This window comes from Rhodococcus sp. 3258, assembly GCF_031456475.1.
GTDB lineage: Bacteria > Actinomycetota > Actinomycetes > Mycobacteriales > Mycobacteriaceae > Rhodococcoides > Rhodococcoides fascians.
The window spans coordinates 574,168-595,979 of the sequence record NZ_JAVDUT010000002.1 but is presented as its reverse complement, the minus strand read 5'-3'; the positions used below and the strand labels follow the sequence as shown (position 1 = coordinate 595,979).

The following is a 21,812-nucleotide window of genomic DNA, read 5'->3' as shown; positions in this document are numbered from 1 at the left end:
GACGTTCTGCGATGCTAACGTCACCGACACTGAGACACATTGCGTATTTGTGTCTCACTACGGAAGGCATTCGATGGGTCGTCGAGCAGTAGGTAGAAGTCCTTTTCGTGCGGTCACCGCAGTCGCCGCGAGGCATTCCTGGTGGGTCGTCGGCATCTGGCTGATCGCGGTCGCTGCTCTCAATGTCGTTGCGCCACAGCTCGAACAGACGGCAACCGAGAAGTCTGCAGCGATCGTTCCCTCCGATATGCCCTCGACCCAGGCCCTGGTTCGAATGGCGGACGACTTCGACACACCGGCATCGACGGCCGTCGGTGCTGTCGTCCTTGCCAGCGACAACGGGTTCGGTGAGCAAGAGCAGAAGTACTACTCCGAACTGATCGCCCGCCTGTTGGCGGACCGCGACCATGTGGCTTTCGTTCTCGATATGTACGGCGATCCCGCTACCCGAGACTTCGCGGTCAGCCCCGACGGCAAGGCCGTCACCGTGACGGTCGGTGAGCAGGGCGATATCGGTACCGCCGACGCGCATCGATCCACCGAGGCCATCCGTTCGACGATTACAGATGTCGCGGCACCCGAGGGGTTGGATGTGCACTTCTCCGGTCCGGCACCGACGGTGGTCGACGAATTCATTGCGGTCGATACTTCGATGGTCCTGATCACGGCGGTGTCGGTGCTGCTGATCACGTTGATGCTGGTCATCGCGTTCCGGTCGGTAGTGGCTGCGCTGATTCCCCTTCTGACCATCGGTATCGCGTTGGCGGCATCACGGGCAGTGGTGTCTGCACTGGGATGGAATGCGGTTCTTCCGGTCTCGACTCTGACGGTCACCCTGATGACAGCGCTCGTCCTCGCGTCCGGTACGGACTACGCCATCTTCCAAACGGCGGCGTATCACGACGCGCGTCGTCGCGGTGAGACTCCGCTGCGTTCGGTCGTCGCTGCGGGCTCGAACGTGGGAGCCGTTCTGACGGCATCGGCATTGACCGTCGCCGCCGCCGCAACGTCGATGGTCTTCGCCAAGAACGGAATGTTCACCACCTCCGGGCCGGCGATCGCCATCGGTTTGATGGTCACCCTCGCCGTGTCTGTGACCTTCACTCCCGCGTTGATCGCGATTTTCGGACGCCGCGGATGGATAGAGCCGCGAGTCTCGCACGAGCGGCAATGGCGCAAGCGCGGTACCCGAATCCTGCGCCGCGCAGGCGCGCTCACCGCAGTGTCGGTTCTCGCCCTCGTAGCGTTGGCCGCACCAGCGCTCGGCATGGTCCCCAACGGGGACGACAGCGCCATGATCATGGGCGACGCCGACTCCAAGGCGGGATACGACGCGGTGTACGAACACTTTCCGGCCAACGAGATCGTCCCGGAATACCTGGTGATTCGCGCCGACCACGACCTGCGAACCACTACCGATCTCGCAGCATTGGACCGCGCCGCCGCCGCAGTGGCGGACCTGCCGAACGTTGCGTACGTGCGGTCGTTGACCCGGCCGAACGGCGAACCGCTCCCCGAGTCTGCAACCGGTTACCAAACCGGCCTGATCGGCAGCCGCCTGGGTGCGGCGCAGGGCCAGATCGCCAACGCACAACCCGACCTCGAGCGATTGGCATCCGGCATCACCGAACTGCGAGACGGAGCGCTCGATGCACAGAAACAGCTGCCCCAATTGATCGACGGAACCAATCAAGTTGTCGCGCTCTCGAATTCGGTAATCGATCTGCTGCCTACCGTCACGGCTCTGACCACCGCCACCACTGCCGACGGCCGAACCCTCGATCAAGCACTCGGCCAGGTGCAGTCGCTGACCGGCACGCTCGGAACCCTGGCCTCGGCCATCCAGGCGAACCAGGGTGCGGTGAACGACTTGCAGAATGCGCTGGCCCCGTTCGCTTCTCCCGAACCGTCGCCGCAGTGCGCCGTGAACCCGGGCTGTACGGCCGGGCGCGCACTGTTCGATCAGCTCGACGCCGCAACCTCGGGCGCACTGACCGCAGCCCTGTCCGCATCCGAAGCCGTCACCGCGCTGCCACCCGACACCGTCGACACCATCGACAGCGTCCTGCCGACACTTCGCAACGGACTGGGCGAGATCGATTCGCTCGTCGCATCTCTCGGCGGCCGCACACCGCAATCGATCCGGTCCGACCTCGAGCGACTCCAGGACGGGATGTCGGCACTGGCAACAGGAATGGACCAGATAGCCGGTGGCCTCTCTCAGGCCAAGGACGGCACAGACACCACCGTGGCGCTGACCGGACAACTCTCCGGCGGCCTCGGCGACGCCGCGAACTATCTGGCATCCATGAGCCGAGACACCTCCACCGGACCCGGATCGGGATTCTATCTACCTCCGAGCGCCCTACAGGACCAGCGATTCGTCACCGGAGCGAAGTTGCTGATGTCGCCGGACGGTCACGTCGCACGTATGTTGGTGATGCAGGAGGGAAACCCCTACAGCGCCGACAACATTGCCACTGTCGGTGACATTTCCCAGGCCGCACGAAACTCGTTGCAGGGCAGCACTCTAGCGGACTCCGAGGTCGGCTCCACCGGCCTCACCTCGATCACGGCCGACATCATCGATCAAGCAGAACGCGATTTCCTGCTGATCGCGATCGTTGCTGCGGTCGCCGTCTTCGTCATCCTGGCAGGCCTCCTCAGGAGTCTCGTCGCACCAGCGCTACTCGTGACTACCGTATTGCTGTCCTTCGCCACAGCTGCCGGCATCAGCGTCCTACTGTGGCAGCACCTCATCGGAATCGGCCTGCACTGGTCGGTTCTACCGGTGTCGTTCATGTGCCTGGTCGCCGTCGGAGCCGACTACAGCATGCTGTTCGCCTCACGAGTTCGCGAGGCCAGCGCCGGCGGCACCACCAGTGGGATTCTGCGAACGTTCGGAACCACCGGCAGCGTGATCACCACTGCGGGAGTGGTATTCGCAGTCACCATGTTCGCCCTGATGTCAGGTTCGGTGGCGCTACTGCTGCAAACCGGCTTCACCATCGGTGTCGGACTGCTGATCGACATAGCCGTGGTGCGCACCGTCATCGTCCCCGCAGCACTGCACCTGCTCGGCAACCGAATCTGGTGGCCCTCGGCACCAGCAGCGCAGAACCGGCACATCCGAACACATCCCAGTCACCAGTGATGCCATGCAACCGGCCCCCATCTACCCGGCATCCGATACCAGCCCTCACCGTCTCGAATGCGAGGAGAAAAATATGCATTGCGCTCTCGATCAGCAACTCGTACTCGCGTGCAGGGGCACCCCTGATTCTGCACATCGAGGCGGACGCCGCCGTAGACACTCGAGTCCACATCGAAGTATCGAGTCCTCACCGATTCGCGCCGAGCACGAACCCATCACTGCCGTATCCCATTTCGACAATCGGATGGTCTCAGCTATCGAGTGGGCACCGTTCGGCGGCGGAACAGCCCGCGACATCGACGCTGTCCACGCGCTGACGGTGACCGCGTTCTACGAAGAAGTACTGTCGTTGGCCGACAGCGAGGAGTACCGCCGTAAGTTGCCCAGGATTGTGCTCGAGCGCGTAACCGAGACGGCACGTCTTCGCCTCCGCCGAGAGCGCAATATTGAACCAACACAAGCGAACCCCGACCGTAGCCCTGATCCACCGAACCAGGGGACCTCGTCGACGCGATGAGAGCTGCTGCACAGCCCACACCCACCAAAACCGTTGCTAGAAGCCCGATTGGATACATGAGACAGGAGCGAACGCAATGACCAGAACAGCCGTAGTGACAGGAGCAGGACGCGGAATCGGGAGGGCCATCACCGACCGATTGTGTGGCGAGGGATGGACGGTGTATGCGACGGTTCGTTCGGATGCACACATGCAGGAACTGTCCCAACTGGATCGGGTTGTTCCGATCCGAGTCGATATCACGGACGACGATGCAGGCGAGGTACTTACAGAAAATGTTCCTGCGCGAATCGACGCGCTGATCAACAATGCCGGATACGCGCTGACGGGACCACTCGAAACGGTATCGGCCGACCAGCTGATGAGTCAGTTGGCCACAAATGTGGTCGGTCACCACAGAGTGACCCGAGCCCTGCTTCCCAACCTACGCGCAAACGAAAACGCGAATGCAGGCCGGATTGTCTTCATCTCATCACTGAGTGGATTGTTCGCGATACCGGGCAATGGTGCGTATACCGCATCGAAGTACGCGGTCGAGGGGCTCGCGGACACTCTGCGTATGGAACTACGACGGTGGAGCATCGGAGTGAGCTTGATCGAGCCCGGGACCACGCGGACCGACATTTGGACCGGCATGCTGAACGACTTCGATGCCACCGTCGCACAGTGGTCCGATCGCGACAAGAACCTGTACCGGCCGGCCACCGACAAGATGCGCCGACTCATCCCCCTGCTGCAACGAAGTGCCGTCGCCCCCGAACGCGTCGCCGACGCAACACTGCGAGCACTGACCGACAAACGACCCCGACGCCGCTATCGATGCGACCTTGCCAGCCGCATACAGATCCACGCAATGGCCCTCACGCCCGCCGCTGTCACCGATCGATTACTGGCCCGCGTACTCGCCTGACTCGTCGCGCGCACATTCCTGGGCCTCTAGCAGTAGGGCCCCCGGAATGGGGGGACACCCGTCGATCTCTGGCCAGTTGCGGTCGGACACTGTTCAGCAATCGCCGCTCGATTCGAGGATGCGCACGCTCCGTTCGAGGTTGTGAAGCACGTCGATCTCACGAGCAGCGTTGTCGCCAACCCGCCCGGACCCGGCATAGAGGGTGATCGTGCTCGTCACGGTGCGCCCAGGAATAGAGATAACGGAGCCTGGTGCGATCGGCTGGTCATGATCGGACAGGCGGAAGGCGACGTGCACGCCGGGAGTCGATGTCGGTGGCCACATCGCGGCGTTGATCGCCGTGCAGATCAGGACGTGAAAATCCCGCGAGCGGAACCGCGGCCGCCCGCTCACCACATAGACCAGCGTTCTAGGAGTGAAATCGGGGTCGCCATACGGAGGGGGCAGAGGAAGGAAGGCGACCGCTTCCCAGGTCTTGTACGAATCGAGTGCACGGTTGTATGCGAAATCTTCTCGCAAGTGCGGCCTGGCGTCGAGAGCCAGCGAGTACAGAAACCGAGCAGCGAGCTCGGCATCACCGCGATCGACCGTGCCGTCGGAGATACCTCGGAGCTGGAGCGCTACTCTTTCGGCCTGGAAGGCTGACATCGCGATCGGGGCGTCGTCGCCGTCACGGATGGCATTGAAGTGATCGGTCACAGTGTTCCGGGGGCTAGGACGATCGAAGGATCGTAGTGCGGGCCGAATGATATCGGCTGAACGCTGTAGTCATTGGTAAGGCCGGTGGTGCGAGTGTTCCGCTCGATTTTCTGGTGCTCGATCGACGCGATTCGCGCTCGTGCCACCAACTCTGCAATTCGAACCCGTGCGGCTCGGCGGCCCGCAGGCGGCCACGACACCCACAATTTCCTCACGACAACCATGATGCCCTCCCAGACAACGCGATTGGACGTGAAAAACGAAGGACTATCTCACACCCGTACTGACTCGACGCGACCTTTGCGTCCGTTGCCGGCCGCTAGCCGGCCCGGCAGAGACATTCGAGTCCTGTTACGAACATACCTATTTGGAGACCACAGGTTCTCTCGCTTCTACGTGCCCTCGGTCGACGAGTTGGCGCTCGGCCCGTTGTCTTTCCAGGTTGCGCGAAGAGGGTCACCGCAGCTTGCCGCACTTACCCGGTTTGCGGACAGCTACTTTTCCGCTAACGTATGTGTGTCGGCGTCGAACACGCAGACGACGTCGGCCGCACCGGGCGCGGGGAGCCTTCCCCCGGGGTCTCGATACTCGCACCCGGTGCGCAAGTAGCCGAAATAAACTGACCAAAAACGATATACCCGGATCGTCGGAGTGACAGAGTTGTGTTCGGAAGAACCGACTCTTCGTCGTGTGACAACCGAAGCACAGACCACCCCAAGCCCTGAACAACGAGGCCACGGTCCGGGCTAACAGTCAGCGACACCTACATGGTGCCACGGGACGGATCACAGTCCTCGCGCAGCGCTCACCTGGTCGCCGCGTACCGCAGAAGTCGCCGATAAACGCCGGGGTCCAGGTCATATGCGGTGGTACGAGTCAAGATGCGGTGCAGCCGAGCTCGGAACTCGTCGACAGACAGGCCGAAGCACAGCAGAATCTCCGAGGCGTCCGCACCGCCGTAAGGCTCCCACCTTCTGGCGAAGTCCAGGACAACGGCATCCTCGGTTTGTCGTGGCATCATCGGGTAAACCTTTGCTCCAGAAGAATCAAATTGCTCCAGCTAACTCTAGGCTATCAGCCAGCCGACTGTCGACACTCGTTTGCATTCGCAAGCGCCCTGGCGCCCGTAATCGATACGCACCCGGCCGGCCAGTCGAATGATGTTCATACTGAACCATTGTCGAGAACGCATACGCTCTTGCCGTACGGACGACGACCACACTCATCGACAGGCTGCTCCACACCTCACACTGGCCACCGTCAGCCAGCAAGCAAACAGCAAGCAGTCGGCGTTCCATGTCACAGGCTTCCCAACGGCCCCTTCTCTCACCCACGCGATCAGCCTGAGACGTGTAAATAGCTGGTAGGTTGCCATGTGGACACCATGGTGCGACATCGACACATGAACGATGTGCATTCGCAGACAAACTACTTCGCACAGTGGCGCTCGACATCGACAGATGTTCATGCATGTTCGGTAACGGATCGATAGCTGCGTCGATATGCAGGGAGTGAAATCAGTGCGGACCACGCTACGACCCACCATCCACTTCCGGGAGGGTGGCCGCTGGATACTACTGTCCGTGCTCGCCCTGCTGGCTGTCGCAAACGGGGCCGGACTCACGTTGGCGAGGTCTGCTACCAACGACAGGCAGGCCACGGAGTACACCTCATGGTGGTTTTTCGCGGCCCTCGTTGTCGCTATCCTCGGGCTCGCATCGCTGGCTACGCCGAACGCCGGAAATGCCCGCCATTCGATCGCGCTGTCGTGTGCCGCCACGTTGCCGCCCTGCACCCTGGTCACCCAAGGACTCGCGATGCTCCAGATGTGGGGCCTGGTGTCGATTCTGTTCCTGGCCATATATATTCGAGTCTTCTACCCGGCTCGAACTGCCCGCTTACTCGTCTGTGCACTGGCGGCGACAGCCGTAATATCGGCAGTACTGTCCCCCACGCCATCACCTCTGGTATGGATCGGTTTCTATCTCGTGAGCGTATCCGTGGCGGCCGAAGTATTCGGTGCGATGGGGGCGACGCTGATAGATGGTGCCTTGCGTGACCCCTTGACCGGTGCACTCAATCGAGCAGGTGCGGCGCACGCGGCAAGCCACCTCCTGGCGCGCACCAGGAAACGCGGCGAGAACTTGGTCGTCATCGTGCTCGATGTCGACGATTTCAAAGCCGTCAACGATTGCCACGGGCATGCAGAAGGCGACCGCATCCTCGTCGAGTTGGCGCGGTCGTGGATGACGTCGCTTGCCCCGTCCGACGTGTTGGTTCGCTTGGGGGGTGACGAATTTGCAGTTCTCACAACCGGTTGCAGTCGATCCGAAGCAGAGGCTCTGGCATCCTCGCTGGTCGATGGCCATGTAGTCGAAGTGTCCTACGGAGTGGCCATTGCCGAGCCCGAAACGGACCCGTACGGAATTCTGATATCGATCGCCGACTCGGAGCTGTACTGCAACAAGCGTTTTCGCCGAAACCATTGCGACGGCACCAGCGGTGGCAACAGTTGCGACGCCGATCCCTCGATTGCCATCTGAGGTGCCGAGAGCGAGAACGACACATCGATCGAGGTGGTGAAGATTCGCTCCGAGACATTTGTGAACTTCGCAATACGCTGGGCTCGACTCGGTGGGGCAGACGAGAAGACAATCGAGGAAACATTCGGGATTTCCACGGATGAGTACCGGCGGCGGCTGCGCCTGGCGCTCACGCTGACGGACAGTTCGATCCTCTCTCCTGAAGAACGACGACGTCTTGTGCGTTCGGTTCGCACTGACGGCCCGCAGTCGAGACGATCCGGGCAGCACTAGCGGCGCTCCACCCGGCCACTGGTCGAAACGACAGCATTTACCTCGCGGGTGGAGAAGTCGGGGTCTCGAAAAGGTAACATCACGACCCGGAGCTATCGGGCGGTTATCCCGACGCTCATCACCACCACCGAGGAGGGCTTGGGCAGTGCCGACGCAGGGGTCTTTCGCGGAACGATTGAACAAGTTGTTCGAATCGATTCATCCTTCGGGACGGAAGCCGTACACGAATGCCGATGTTGCCGAAGCCCTGGCAGCGGCTGGTCACCCGATCTCGAAGCCATACATTTCGCAGTTGAGATCCGGTCATCGAACCAATCCCTCGAACGAGACCGTTGCGGCGCTGGCCCGCTTTTTCAAGGTCAAGCCCGACTACTTCTTCGATCCTGTGTACGAGGCATCGGTGGACCGCGACCTGGAGGTCTTGTCGCAACTCCAAGGCTATGGCCTGCGACGACTGTCCACGCGAGCATTCGACCTATCCGAGGAATCACAGAACCTGTTGACCGCAATGGCGGAGAAGCTGCGGACCAGCGAGGGGCTGCCCGCAGTTCCCCCGGATGGATCGGACTGACTCCTTCCGCTGTCGCGGATCGCGTCAGCGCCCGAATTCCGAAGCGATCATCGTCACCCACCTGGCCAGCGACACGCCGCTCGGCACAGCAATCCAATGTCCACCCATAACTGGGTCGGCAAGCGGATCCCGAACCGTGCGGGCCACGCGAACGGCTCGGGCACCGGATTCCACAGGCACAGGCGCTCCGTCGTCGAATTGCCCGGCACCGACCTGAAGGTACAACGCGTCCATGATTTCGGAGACGTGGTCCGATGCACGCAACACCGTCGGAGCGCCCGACCGTTTGTCGTCCACCACCTCGGGAAATCTGCGAGTGAGAGTGCGATGAAGGTTCCTGATGCGCCACAACAGGATCCGCGCACGAACCCAGCTCGTCACCAGAACCCACACTGCGGCAGCGGCCATCAGCAGCGCGCCGGCCGTGAGTACCGAGTGTCGGGGTGCAGACCCGAAGACAACCGATACCGCCACGAAAGTCGGTGCACACGTTCCGACACAGAACAGAGCTACCGCGCGGCCCAACGGCGTTCGATCGACCATTCCGAGACCTGTGACAATGAGTAGCGGAAACATGAGAAGAACGAAAACCCACGCAGCAGTAGGCCACACAGCGGAGGCAATTCCAGAAGCCACAGCGAAGAAGACCACTGCTGCGATCGATCGACGCTCTCGCGCCGCGCCGAGCATCGGTCGCGCAGTCAGAGTGATGACAGCGGAAGTTGCGGCAACTCCGATCCAACACATTCCGATGACGGTCGGCACGTCGACATAGGGTGTCAGGAGTCGCGCGACATCGTCGACCAGCAATGTTTGCCCCACAGCGAGGAAGCCAACGGCGAGCACAATGGACACTCGCACGGTATTCGCGCTCCGCACCACCACGCGGCCGACGCGAGCACCGACTGCGAGCCACACCAACAGCGCCGCTACCCAGTCCATGTCATCCCAGAGCCTGATCGAAACGCAACACCGACAATGGAGCGCCTCGGGTGTTCATCCGCCGCAGCCGCTGTAGCAATTGGCCGGCGAACGTTTCCGCCTCCCACTCTGCCAGGGCGTCCGACCCATCGAGAACTGTGGACATCAAGCTGCGCTCACTGAGCATGAACGCGATCAACTCGTCACTGACTACGTGCAACGATTTCTCTACCGGTGTGCCTTCGTGCCGAAACACGATGTGACCCAGCTCGTGCGCCAGCGTCCGTTCGTAGTTCGGTAGATCCGGGGCCAGAACGATGACGTCATGGTTGGGGAAAGCACGTCGTTGTCCGCACACGCCGGGCGGCAGCTCGGCCATCTCTACCTCGATCGACCTGCCCCGCTCTCTGGCGACTGCGGAGACTATGTCATCGAGATCGAATTCTGTTGTGTCCGAGGCAATGTCGAATACGACGTCAACTGCGGCAGACACGCGGCGGTGCGAACGGATCATGGGAACAACTCCGCGCGCGCGGCAGACCGTCGCGCCTCGGTAGCGCGCGCACCGCGAAAGGTGATGACACCCGCTCCGAACCCCGCCAGCGCCAGGCCCGCGACGCCACCGACAACCGGAAGAGGAGCCACGTCATCGAGACCACTTGTTGCCGATGATAATTCGGTATCGGGATCCTCATCTTCGATCACGCCATCGACGTTCGCCGCCGGCGTCGGTGACGGTGACGGTGACGGTGACGGATCGGCAGTACTCGTGGTTTCGGTCTGCGAATAGGACGACGTCGGTTCCCCGTCGCCAGGAGACTGGCCGGCGGGTGACTGGTCGGCGGAAGACTCGGGCGAGTCGGCAGCATCCGACGCCGGCGACTCGGCATCCCGCGGTTCGAGCGGGTGCACCGTCTTGCCGACAGTCGAAGGGTCCGAGTAGCGGGTGTCGGAATGCAGCTCGCCATCGACGATAGGTGGGCCGGCATTGGCACTGCTCTTCGGCTCGGCTGTTGCAGTCTTCTGCGTGTCAGCGGAAGTCCTGGTCGGGGCGTTGCTCGTCGCGGTCGGGGTGTTGCTCGCCGTAGTCGGCTCGACAGTGGTCGTGGTCGGATCGTTGCTCGTCGTAGTCGGCTCCACAGTGGTCGTGGTCGGACCGTTGCTCGTCGTGGGTGTCGATTCCCCACACTTTCCAGGCCGCCCGATGCATATTTCGATGGTGCTGGCCGCCGAGGTCTGGCCTGCCACAGCTATGGCGAAGACACCCGAGGTGAGGGCCGCGCAGCACATCGCCAGGCCCACTTTGCGCCCGACCGAGGTCATGGCAGGCACCGATCCCACCCAGACGTGGACCACGTGCCGATCTCATTCACGCAGTGCATCGCCCCTCCGCCTGATTGATGGTGGTACCGACCGGGATAGGACATCCGGCAATACAAAATGTGTCGCTGCTCTTGTAAACCGCGTTACTCGTCGATGCTGTGATGTCCAACACCGGCACTTCCTATGTCGTTTCTGCGAGACCGACCCGAATCAGCAGCATTGCGCCGCAACATGATTCGGCAACGTGCATTACGTCGACCACACGCGGCGCGCCGGGCGTGCCGCCGAGGCTCGATTCACGCATCCGACCGTAGGGTCGACACGCGCCGAACAAGGAACCCGTACTGCTCAATTTCATTTCCAATAGCAAGTGTTTCATACGCATCACACCCTCTGGCGGCCGCAAGATGTGTGACAGACCACAGCTGCGCGACCTGATCAACACGTCGAAGCCCTCGGCGCATCGTCCATGAGTTACTTTCCAGCACCTAGCAATGGTGAGACCTAAGACACTCCCGCATCGGGCGTCCAGGCTGCGATCCTTACAAAAGCAGAGGTTATTTGACCATATGGGTCAAGGTCGACGGGCGCTTCCGCGGATGGATACGCCACCCGGCATTCTCCAAAGGTTGCTGAACGTTAGCCAATGTGCCTGAATACAGGGACCACGCCGGTTTCTCCGGGCTGGTCTCAATCTCTTCGATTCAGGAGCTCCCATGAAACGTTCGATCAAGACCGTTATCGGTGCCATTGCTGTGGCCATCTCAGCAGCAACTATTGCGTCGCCGGTCGCTTCCGCAGCACCTGCGACAACGACAGGCCCCACCACGCAAGCTGCACCGACAGGAGACGGCGTCTGGGCACCGAGCCATGACGAAGCTCTGGCACTGATTCCGGTGTGCAGTGGACCGACCGCAACGTTCAGTTGGCTGAACGCGAATTTCGCAGACCATGGGAACGACGTGAAAGCTGCGATCAAGCGGAACACGGCTCTCGTCACGTCCATTCTCACGTTCTCCGCTTCCCCATACCAGGTTCTCGAGGGGTTGTTCGTCGACGTTCTCCAGGTACCCGTCTATGCGGTCAACGATGTTGTTTTTCACGATCCCGCGACGGTGAAGGACATTCTCACTTTCTGCGCCTCCACCCGGAAATGAGTCCGAAGCACTCGCGCCGAGCGGGCGATAGCGTGTTGGGCCGTCGGTCTTTTCTCACGGGTACCGCTGCCGTGACGGGTCTACTCTTCGCCGGGTTCTCTGCACCGGTGCGGGCAGAGACCGTGCTGCCGGCCTTCCCCGAAGGGCTGTCCCTGCGTAAGGCACAATTCCGCAACTGGGACGAGGCAATTGTCACGGAGGATCTGTGGACAGTAGCCATCGGCTCTGCCGACGATGCGGTAAGGGTTGCCGAGTGGGCTAGAATCAACTCGTATACGTTGCGCCCCCATGGATTTCGACACACTTGGTCACCGCTCGTCGTCGATTCCGGCACGCCCTCGTCGGCACGAGTGCTTCTTCTCGACATGACCACCTTGAACTCGATGGCGATGGTCGACGACACCGTTGTCGACGTCGAGGCAGGTGCCTCCATGCAGGACCTACTCGCCTACCTCCACGCGCACGGTCGCGCAGTACTTTCCGCGCCGGCACCGGGAGACGTCACCGTCGGAGGTGTGCTCGCAGTGGGTGGGCACGGTAGCGCCGTCGCTTCGGCCGCCGAACAGGGCAACCGGTCGTTGCCGTTCGGTTCGGTGAGCGACCTCGTCGAAACCATCTCGGCCGTTGTGTTCGACAGCCGCACCGGTACCTATATCGAGAGGACGTTCACCCGTTCCGAACCCGAATGTTCCTCTTTACTTGTGCATTTGGGGCGTACTTTGGTCACGCGCGTTCGTCTGTCGACGTTGCCGACGCACAACCTGCGGTGTCGGACCTTCACAGACATCCCGATCGAGGAACTGTTCGCAGCACCCAACGCAGCAGGCCCGCGGTCCCTGACCGCAATGCTCGACGACGCGGGTCGAGTCGGAGTCATCTGGTACACCTTCACCGATCGACCGTGGATTCAACAATGGTCCGTCTCGCCCACTCGCCCGGCCGAATCACGCCCGACCACAGGACCGTTCAACTTTCCGTTCGCGGACAACCTTCCCGATCCGATACCGCAGATGCTCGGCCGGATCATCGAGGGGCATACCGAACTCGCGCCGGCATTCGGGGACGCCGTCATCGCTGCCACCGATGCAGGCCTCACCCTGACGGGTGCTCGCGACATGTGGGGTCCGGCCAGAGATTTCATTCACTTCGTCAGACCCACAACGCTACGCGTCACAGCGGCCAGCCATGCGGTGATCACCCGTCGAGACAATGTTCAGCATGTGGTTCACGAGTTCACCGAAGTGATCAGCACGATGCTCGACGAGTACGCCACACGCGGCGAGTACCCCATCAACAGCTGTGTAGAAATCAGGGTGACCGGGGTGGATTCTCGATACCCGGTAGACAAAGCTCCCGCCCTCTCCCCCGCTACGCCGGTACCCGGACGCGCCGACTTCGATACAGCGGTGTGGCTCGACACGCTGACTTTGCCGGGCACCCCTGGGCATGCGGACTTCTACGCGGACCTCGAACGGCGCTTCTTTCGGCCCTTCCCAGCCGAACTCGGAATCGTTCGACCCGAGTGGGCGAAGCGCTGGGGTCACGGAGACGGTGGTGCATGGACCGACCCCCACGCGCTCAGCCACGAAATTCCCGACGTGTATCCGCAGTGGTCGATCGCGGCAAATACGTTGGCTGCTCTCGACCCACACAATCTGTTCACCACGTCGCTCACCCGACGGTTGGGACTCTGAACCAGACGTCCGGACCCGGGCACCAACACGTCCCATCGAATCACGATGGGCGACTTCACAAGGAGAAGAACATGTTCGATCCCATCATCACCACCCTGACTCTCGCCGGCGGCCTCGGAGCCCTCGTGATCGGTGTCATCCCCTACGCGATCAAGGGCCTTTTGTTCTGACCGTACGCAATCCGAGAGATCGGGCTGCACGATGATCGTTTCCCTTCCCGGGCCTGATCATCGTGCAGTCCCTTCTTCTCGAACTCGAAGCAGTGACACCACCGAGGCGCGACCGACAGCAACAGGCATGGGAAGGCAACCGATGACACCGACAGGCCCACAGAGCCCGTGCTTGGCCGAGCTCATGGATGCTCGCGGAATGCGAGACAGTATCGATTTGCTTCCACATCTGGCCGACCGCGGTGTGCTCTTGACCGAGTCACAGGTTCGCAGACTCGTTGCGCGGCGTCCGATGCTGGTGTCCCTGACAACGTTGATTGCATTGTGCGACATCTTCGGCTGTGCGCCGGCCGACTTCGCTCCTTCCGACGTGCACCGTGCCGAATATCGTAATCGTCTGTCGCAGAACGAAATTATCGTCGATATCAACACTGCGTTTCACACTCGGCGCGCCCCGTGACCGATTGCTGATCGATGCGACCGGCAGCACCTGCCGATACGCAGACTGCGCAATACGACACGAGAAGTGGAAACAATTTTCGCGCGGCGGCCATTTCATTTCCGGCGGCACAGCCGGGCGTCGGATGTGCGAGAGTGTCCAAATCTGCAGCGCACTGCTGCAGCGGTCAACCGGGATACGGTTCGGATCGCTCGAGGTCGAAGATTCCCAGCGCCAGTTGTCCGGTCTCGTCGATCGGAATTGTCGCTGATGGCGTGGGGGCGGCGATCAGCCCGGAGACGACTTCGGGAGGGAAGTCAGGGCGCCCGTCTGTGAGCCACGCGAGCACACGCCCGCTTGCGGCGTGCAGCACCGCCGTAGAGGTTCCAGCGTAGGTAGCGGTGGCCTGAAGTGCGGCGCGTGGAAGTAGCTCGTCTTCTACGGCGGCGGTCGGCTCAGGGAGGCGTACGGATACTGCAAGGATGGCCGGTCCATCGAAGGTCGCCACGACCCGCATCGTGTATCGCTCGACGGTCCCATCGGTGCGGATCCAGTCTCCGGCGAAGCGATCGCCGACAGTGGCACCGTGGACGTCCGCGGCGGTGCGACGGATATCGGACAGTCGAGCGCATCCGGAGAGCCAGTCGGTCATCGTGCCGGTCTTCGGGTCGTCGACGAAGCTCGGCGAGATCGGATCGGCCAGTTCCCATGCGAATGCCCACACCGGGGGCTCGGGTGGTGGCGTCTCGGTGGCGTCGCCGATCCACATCAATATCGCGTGTACCTGTCGAGACGGCCCGAGGACGGGCTGTGCCAGCGCCAACCGCGGCCCGCCGACGTCGAGGAGCACCTGCGATTGTTTCAGGTTGTTGAGGACGGTATCGAGTAGTTGCAGCACCGTTGTGTAGACCGAGCCGCGGAACATGTTGGAGACCGGTCGCCATTGCTTGGAGCGCGCACCGACCATGACCACGGCGGGGGTCGATCCCGAGGTCTCGACCAGAAACCAGCCATTGTCCACGACACCCTCAGTCTCCAGCCGAGTCGACGAAATCGGCAATGGGCGGCAACGATATCAGTGATCCTGCGTCCAGCGCAGCGCGAAATGACCCTCCAGAACCTTGCGCATCAGTGTGATCTGCGAACTTTCGCCGGCCCACGCGACGTATCCGTCCGGTCGGACGACGACGATCTCTGGGTAGAGCTCGGGCAATCCCTGGGCGACGACTGTGTCGGCGAACGGGATGGCTGCCGTCTCCTCGAGAGCCGAACGTGCTTGCGCACCGACAAGTATCACGATTCGGCCGCGGGCCAGAAGCTCCGACACGGTCGTCCGTGTGCCGTCGACGTCGATTTCGTGGTCGGGCAGGAACGACCCGTCGAGCTCGCTTTCCGACAGTCCGGGGATATCGTGGCGCAGGGAGTGACCGTTGATCTTGTCGCCCAACCAATCGTGAGTATCTTTGTGGCACAACATCTGCGAGACCATTCGACGCAGTGGGTCCTGTGCAGGATCTGGATTCATGATCGCCGACTGAAGACGCGTGTTGTCGATGACCCACTGCCCGACAGGTTGACGTTCGGTGGAGTAGCTGTCGAGCAGGGCGTCGTCTGCGGCACCGGTCACCACAGCGGCAAGCTTCCATCCGAGGTTGACCGCGTCGGAGATTCCGGTGTTGAGGCCCTGCCCACCGAGTGGGTAATGGATATGGGCAGCGTCTCCGACCAGGAACAGTCGACCGTCTCGATAGTTGTGCACGATCCGGCTGAAGTCACTGAACCTGTTGAGGTAGTGCGGCGACTCGAGCTCGACGTGCGAACCGACCACGCGGTCGATGGCGGCTCCGAACTCCTCCGGTGTGACCGGTGCATGCCGGTCGGCGGCTGGACCGTCGAACTCGAACACAATTATCCGGCTGTGTCCGTAGCGGTTCAGGTTGAGCAGCGTCCATCCGGCGTCGGTGCGGTTCCATCCTCCACGGAGATGCTCGGGGTGCGGCAACTGCGCGAGGCCCAGGATCGCGCGCATCGTCGGCGAGTATTCGGTTGTCGTGAACTCACCCGAACGCAGTACCGTGCTGCGGCCGCCGTCGGCACCGACCACGTAGCGCGCTGCGTACCGCTGCTCGGTGCCATCGGCGTCATGTGCAATGACGAGTGCCTGGTCGGCGGACTGTTGCACGGAGGTGACCGTGATGCCTCGGATCACCTGTGCGCCATGCGTTTCGGCCTTCGCTGCGATCGCGCGCTCGAGTTCGGCCTGAGCAATGCCCATCATGACCGGCCCGTCGATGGTTCGCGACCGCAGCGTCAGCCACGGGTATCCAGCGAACTGGAACAGCTCCGAAGAGATGGTCGTGTGATCGTTGGTCCGGCGTGGGACGGCGACGACCTGTCTGCGCGCAAGGGTCGCGATAGCGCGCGCGTGATAAGTCCCGGCCTTGGGGTACTCGTTGACGGCATCGCGACTCTCCAATACCACCGCCGAAATGTCGTGCAGCGCCAGCTCGTTGGCAATGAGCATCCCCACCGGCCCGCCGCCGACCACGATCACGTCGTACATCTACACAATTCCTCTCGCACCGAGATCCACCGGCAGGACGGCAGGTCGCCGCAGTCCGGTTCCTAGATCCCATTCCACATTCGACGGATCCACACGCAGGGACAGGTCCGGGTAGCGCGTGACGACCCGGGTGAGTATCGCGATCAACTCGGTCTGCGCCAGCGCCGACCCCATGCACCGATGCATGCCATACCCGTATTGCAGATGCCGACCACGCGGGCGATCCAGCCGGATCTCCAACGGTGCATCGAACACCGCCGGATCGCGATTGGCCGCGTTGATGTGTGGGTAGACGATCGCCCCGATCGGAAGCCGACCGGCCGTGGTTTGGAGAGAACGGGTCAATTCACGCGGGAACGACCCCGGCGTTCCGAGCGGCATGAGCCGCATGATCTCTTCCACCAAGTCAGATACGAGGGAAGGATCGTCGACAACTTGTGAATACAGATCCCGATGCGCCAGTGCGGCATACAGCGTTTTCGCGAGCATCGTCGCGACGTTGTTGTCCCCTCCGAGGACGATTCCCATCACGGTCCCGCTGATGAGGGTGTCGTCGATGGCGGCGAATTCCGGTTGCCGGGCCCGCCGCTTGTAGGTGGCGAGCAGTCCGGTGTCGTCGTGTTCGGTGTCGTCGGCAACGAGTTTCTGGACCCAGCCGTACAGCTCTACCCACGAGTCGACGATGAGAGGTATCTCGTCGCGACGAGCGAGCTGGATTCGTCGACCGAGCTCGTTCATCCACGGCGCATGGTCGAGCGAGATGCCGAGCAGAGTGCACACCATCTGCGCCGGCACGACACGGAAGACCTGAGCCATGACGTCGGGATCGGCCATCGCGTCGAGCGTGTCCAACGCAGCATCGGTGAGGGCGAGGATGGTGGGTTCGAGTCCCGCGATGGCGCGGGCACTGAACTCGTGAGACACGAACTCCCTCACCACACCGTGCACCGGGGCGTCGAGATTGATGAGCACCTCGGGTGCCCAGTTGGTGGGCATGAACGACGGACCGCCATCGACGTTGCAGAGCGTGCGGCTGGCAGTCCGGTCGAGCATCAACGTCTTGACGTCCTCGTATGACGTCAGGCAGATCGCACTGTGTCCACTGGGTAGCTCTATTCTCTGGTGCCCATCGTCACTGGCGAGTTCCCGGACGTACGGCGGCGGGGTGTCGAGATTCGGAATGTCGGTCACCAGAGGGTTTGTCGATGTGCCGTCGGGGCGGTGGATGGTCTGGGTCATTGCTGGATCTCCTCGCGATCGAGAGCGGTATCGGCATCGAGGACCGGATCGGCCGCGGTGGGTGTCGTCGAAGCATCGACGGGGCGGCGCAGCAGGAGTGTGACGGTCACCGCGAGGACAAGGGACAGGGCGGCGAGCACCCAGAGCAACGGAGTGAACCCGTCGGCGAACGCGGCTCGCAGCAGACCGGTGTCCACGGAGCTGTCGATACCTCCGATCTCCCCGGTGACGACCTTGTCCACGATGTTCTCCCGCTCGCCGGATCCCAGGGCGGCCGGCAGGCGGTCGCGGACCTGACCACCGACGCCCTCAGTCAGCGCGCTTGCAAACACCGCCACGACGACGGCCTCACTACCCAGCCGCACCGTGGACACCAGACCTGACACCATGCCCGACTTGTCGGCAGGCACCGATCCGATCGCCTGGCCGTCCACCAGCCCTACGCCCAACCCGAACCCCAGGCCGAGCAACAGGAACGGGACGATGATGGTGCCGATGTTCTCCTCGGTACCGACCAGAGTGAGTGCGGCCGCACCGGCGACGAACAACAAGACGCTGCCGCCGAGGATGATCCACACCGGTATGCCACGGGTGTGCATGGCACCGGCGATGAGCGGGCCGACGATGACCGGCACGGTCATGATCAGCATCACCAGACCTACGGTCCCGGTGCCCAGCTGCCATACCGTCGACAGGAACGTCGGGTAATAGGTGAGCAGCGTGACGAAGCCGACTGCGCCGGCGACGGGGACGGCGAGCAGACCGACGAGCCGGGAGGATCGCAGCAGCGTCAGGTCGAGCAACGGGTGAGCGGTGGTGAGTTCGATCCGGATGAACGCCGCGAACAGTGCCACCCCGGCGATCAAGGTGCCGAGTGTCGCAGGCGAGTGCCATCCCCACGAATCCGACTGCACCACAGCTGCAATCACCAACGTGAGTGACGCGGCGAAGGCGACCGCGCCGGGGTAGTCCAGCCTGCCGGTGGACTGGGCAGGCGTGTCGTGCACCTTCGACGCGATGACCAAGGCTGTCGATACAGCGATGACGACGGCGTTGAACCAAAAAATGCCTGACCACCCCACCACGGCGATGGCGGTCGAGGAGATCGTCGGCCCGAGCCCGAGTCCCACTCCTGCGGCGGTGCCGAACAGCGCGAACGCGCGCGCCGCAGCAGCGCCGTCGAAGGTGATGGCCAACAGTGCTCCTGAGCAGGCAAAGATGATCGCGGCCCCGATGCCGGCGAGCGCTCGACCGACATCGAGCAGCAGTAACGACGGTGCAACAGCGCTGAGGACCGCCGCCCCGGCGAACAGCGCGCCGCCCAGGACCAGGCCGCGGCGGCGGCCGAGATGATCGGCGATGGATCCAGCGACCAAGCTGAACACTGCGAAGGTGAGATTGAAACCGTTGACGACCCACTGCAGCAGTGCCGGATCGGAGCCGAGATCGGCCGCGATGTGCGGTAACGCCACACCGGTTCCGGACACACCGGTGGGTACGACGACGACGCCGAGCAGGATCGCCGCCAACAGAAGGTTGGGTTTGGCGGACGATGTGACTGTCGAGGACGATGCGGGTGCGGTCATGCGCTGGTCTCCCTGTCTGCGATATCACCGAGATCTGCGCGTAGCAGCGCAACGAGGTCGGCGAGGGTTCGATCGTTGTCGACGAAGCGGACTGCTCCCCAACCGAATTTGCGTGCGGCGGCACAGTTCGATTCGAGATCGTCGATGAGGACGGCGGTTCCAGGGGCGGCCCCGATCCGAGTCTCGGAGATCGCGAAGATCTCCGGCTCCGGTTTGCGACACCCGACGTCGTAGGAGTCGACGATCGCGTCGACGTCGTCGTCGAGTCCGACCATCGGGCGCCAGTGGGCCTCCCACTCGCGGACGTTGTTGGTGAGAATCCCGACTCGGTAGCCCTGCGCCTTCAGCTCGTAGACCAGGTCGCGCATCGTCGTGTTGACCTGATGGCCTGCGAACCACTGTCGACCGAAGTCGCTCTCCGCCCGCGAGACGTCGATCCCTCGGGATGTGAGCCATCGGTGCATGCGACTCACCCACTCGGCCTCGGTCAGCAGGCCGAGTTCGACGGGGGCGAGCACCTCGACACCGAGACCGTCGGCGACGCCCGCCATCGCTGCTTTGAGATCGGCTGGGCTGATACCTGTCTTGCGTTCGTAATCGACGAACAGGTCTTCGATGGGGGGCGAGAGCACGCCACCGAAGTCCAGGAAAACCGTCGTGTATCGCGACGCGGCGGATACCGGCGGGACGGTCCCGACGTGCGCTGAGGCGGTCATCGCGCGACCGCCACATGGCTGGATGCGTGCGACCGATCGAAGAGCACTCCACAGGAGGCGATGACTACACCTTCCTGTGTGATGTCGATGTCGAAACCGACACCCCGGTCGCAGGTGTCGGTCTGCGGCCGGACAAGCGCGCTGGTCGGTAGGTCGAGCTCGCCGAAGCGGGTGAATGTCGCAGACAGAGAACGTATTCGGAGACGTCGTGCACTGAGTCCGAAGTACTCGTCGGCACCGATGATCCCGGCCTGGCGTACCGCTTCGAAGAGAACTGCTCCGGGGATGTGATCGAGCGGGTGGTCGAACAGACTCGGGTGATGCTGGTCGACGAGTACATCGACGTCGAAGCCGCCCGATACGTGGCGTGCAGCACCGACAACAACATTGCGACCCAAGCTACGGCCGAGGGCTTCGGGCTCGTGCGCACCGACCTGTGGGTGAGGGTGGCGTCCGGACAAAGGTTCTATGCCGCTGCAATATTCGGCCAGCCCCAGCTTCGCCCGTCCCGATGCTCGGACCCGAGCCCAGACAGATTTCGGCATCCACTGAATCGACATAGTCATGGTGACTGCGGTCGTTCCGCCAAGTGTGACCGTCATATCGAGTGTGATGCCGATGATCGTGGTGTCGCGGACCTTCTCGCCGACGATCACCGCACTCAGCTCACCGTTGCCAGGGGCTGGCGTCACCGTCATCGCATCATCCGAAACAACGGTGAAGGAACCGGCATTGAAAATGAAGGACTGGTCGAACTCGACTCCCACGTGGCGATGGGCGATCAAGATCGACGCCTGCCGAAAGCACTCCAGGACGAGCAACGGGTCGTATCGGCCTGCGGCGGGCCCGACGTGATCGCTGTAGTAGCTGTGCGACTTCGGAAGATGAATACCGACGCGAAAGTTGGGGTACCGATCGCAGATGATGTCGGTGAGATAGACCTCCGACAATGCGTCGCGGTGCACATGTTCGCGCGGGACCAGAGTCGAATGTGAAAGTGGAGGGTAAAGAGTAGATGTCACGGTGAGCCCCTTGCTGAAGGTTCGGACGGATACACAGACGAGAGGTATTGCTGGCCACCGCACGGGTGCCGCTCACGTCTGCGATTTGTCTCAAGCGATCCGGCAGGTCTCGGGCTTGTAAGCAAGGGGCTCTCAAGCGACTCTGTTCGGACTGGCAGTAGTTTAGCGCGCGCAACGAGTTCCGTCGCGCCCGAGAACCGAGTGCGCGTGAAGTCACACCACTTGTTTGACGAGTGACTTGTTGCACACGCCTTCGCAGTGGCGCACATCATGTGTTGCTGGCGTGTCGATTCCATACTCGGCCCGCATAGTGGT

18 protein-coding genes are annotated in these 21,812 nt (G+C 62.4%); 7 read left to right on the top strand and 11 right to left on the bottom strand.

The features are described 5' to 3' along the window. The first annotated feature begins 73 nt into the window (after nt 1-73). On the top strand, nt 74-3,154 hold the full coding sequence (locus tag J2X62_RS10325) for an MMPL family transporter (RefSeq protein ID WP_310180151.1): 3,081 nt from the start codon (nt 74-76) through the stop codon (nt 3,152-3,154). Nucleotides 3,155-3,747: 593 nt separating this feature from the next. After that, the gene (locus J2X62_RS10320) at nt 3,748-4,581 is read left to right on the top strand and encodes an SDR family NAD(P)-dependent oxidoreductase (protein WP_310180148.1); all 834 of its coding nucleotides are present in this window, start codon (nt 3,748-3,750) and stop codon (nt 4,579-4,581) included. Nucleotides 4,582-4,674: 93 nt separating this feature from the next. On the opposite strand, the gene J2X62_RS10315 is transcribed toward J2X62_RS10320, so the two are convergent. Both J2X62_RS10315 and J2X62_RS10310 read right to left on the bottom strand, forming a co-directional pair. After that, nucleotides 4,675-5,280: a hypothetical protein gene (locus tag J2X62_RS10315; protein ID WP_310180146.1), complete on the bottom strand. Its 606-nt coding sequence runs from the start codon at nt 5,278-5,280 to the stop codon at nt 4,675-4,677. An 805-nt stretch (nt 5,281-6,085) separates the two neighbouring features. Further along, nucleotides 6,086-6,301, bottom strand: a complete 216-nt coding sequence (locus J2X62_RS10310; protein ID WP_032366508.1) for a DUF3263 domain-containing protein — start codon at nt 6,299-6,301, stop codon at nt 6,086-6,088. 499 nt (nt 6,302-6,800) lie between these two features. Between J2X62_RS10310 and J2X62_RS10305 the strand changes: the two genes are divergently transcribed. Beyond that, entirely contained in the window at nt 6,801-7,823 is a 1,023-nt protein-coding gene (locus J2X62_RS10305) for a diguanylate cyclase (RefSeq protein ID WP_196249358.1), read from the top strand. A 418-nt stretch (nt 7,824-8,241) separates the two neighbouring features. Then, complete coding sequence (locus J2X62_RS10300) at nt 8,242-8,667, top strand: helix-turn-helix domain-containing protein (protein WP_032366510.1); 426 nt, start codon at nt 8,242-8,244, stop codon at nt 8,665-8,667. Between the two features lie 24 nt (nt 8,668-8,691). On the opposite strand, the gene J2X62_RS10295 is transcribed toward J2X62_RS10300, so the two are convergent. From J2X62_RS10295 to J2X62_RS10285, 3 genes are read right to left on the bottom strand one after another with little or no spacing between them, the layout of a single operon-like run. Further along, nucleotides 8,692-9,609: a hypothetical protein gene (locus tag J2X62_RS10295; protein ID WP_310180137.1), complete on the bottom strand. Its 918-nt coding sequence runs from the start codon at nt 9,607-9,609 to the stop codon at nt 8,692-8,694. Between the two features lies 1 nt (nt 9,610). Further along, entirely contained in the window at nt 9,611-10,102 is a 492-nt protein-coding gene (locus tag J2X62_RS10290; protein WP_032366511.1) for an ImmA/IrrE family metallo-endopeptidase, read from the bottom strand. Then, nucleotides 10,099-10,920: a hypothetical protein gene (locus J2X62_RS10285; protein ID WP_310180133.1), complete on the bottom strand. Its 822-nt coding sequence runs from the start codon at nt 10,918-10,920 to the stop codon at nt 10,099-10,101. The genes J2X62_RS10290 and J2X62_RS10285 overlap by 4 nt, the downstream gene beginning before the upstream one ends. Before the next feature lie 707 nt (nt 10,921-11,627). Between J2X62_RS10285 and J2X62_RS10280 the strand changes: the two genes are divergently transcribed. The 3 genes from J2X62_RS10280 (at nt 11,628) to J2X62_RS25445 (ending at nt 14,392) form a co-directional block, all read left to right on the top strand. Beyond that, complete coding sequence (locus J2X62_RS10280) at nt 11,628-12,068, top strand: hypothetical protein (protein WP_306901183.1); 441 nt, start codon at nt 11,628-11,630, stop codon at nt 12,066-12,068. Nucleotides 12,069-12,139: 71 nt separating this feature from the next. Continuing rightward, complete coding sequence (locus J2X62_RS10275; protein ID WP_310180125.1) at nt 12,140-13,762, top strand: cholesterol oxidase substrate-binding domain-containing protein; 1,623 nt, start codon at nt 12,140-12,142, stop codon at nt 13,760-13,762. A 201-nt stretch (nt 13,763-13,963) separates the two neighbouring features. Next, nucleotides 13,964-14,392 (top strand): helix-turn-helix domain-containing protein, encoded by a 429-nt coding sequence (locus J2X62_RS25445; protein ID WP_397517583.1) that lies wholly within the window; start codon nt 13,964-13,966, stop codon nt 14,390-14,392. Between the two features lie 166 nt (nt 14,393-14,558). Here the strand turns inward: J2X62_RS25445 and J2X62_RS10270 are convergent, their stop codons facing one another. The 6 genes from J2X62_RS10270 to J2X62_RS10245 are packed head-to-tail and all read right to left on the bottom strand — an operon-like array spanning nt 14,559 to nt 21,497. Continuing rightward, nucleotides 14,559-15,392: a GAF domain-containing protein gene (locus J2X62_RS10270; RefSeq protein ID WP_135044806.1), complete on the bottom strand. Its 834-nt coding sequence runs from the start codon at nt 15,390-15,392 to the stop codon at nt 14,559-14,561. 54 nt (nt 15,393-15,446) lie between these two features. Beyond that, nucleotides 15,447-16,934, bottom strand: coding sequence for an FAD-dependent monooxygenase (locus J2X62_RS10265; RefSeq protein ID WP_310180120.1), 1,488 nt, complete (start codon nt 16,932-16,934; stop codon nt 15,447-15,449). Continuing rightward, entirely contained in the window at nt 16,935-18,173 is a 1,239-nt protein-coding gene (locus tag J2X62_RS10260) for a cytochrome P450 (protein WP_283548706.1), read from the bottom strand. It abuts the gene before it with no gap. Continuing rightward, complete coding sequence (locus J2X62_RS10255; protein ID WP_310180115.1) at nt 18,170-19,759, bottom strand: MFS transporter; 1,590 nt, start codon at nt 19,757-19,759, stop codon at nt 18,170-18,172. Before J2X62_RS10255 ends, J2X62_RS10260 begins: the two co-directional genes overlap by 4 nt. Further along, complete coding sequence (locus J2X62_RS10250) at nt 19,756-20,475, bottom strand: HAD family phosphatase (RefSeq protein WP_032392937.1); 720 nt, start codon at nt 20,473-20,475, stop codon at nt 19,756-19,758. Before J2X62_RS10250 ends, J2X62_RS10255 begins: the two co-directional genes overlap by 4 nt. Next, the gene (locus tag J2X62_RS10245) at nt 20,472-21,497 is read right to left on the bottom strand and encodes an AfsA-related hotdog domain-containing protein (protein WP_310180112.1); all 1,026 of its coding nucleotides are present in this window, start codon (nt 21,495-21,497) and stop codon (nt 20,472-20,474) included. Before J2X62_RS10245 ends, J2X62_RS10250 begins: the two co-directional genes overlap by 4 nt. Nucleotides 21,498-21,812: the final 315 nt, after the last annotated feature.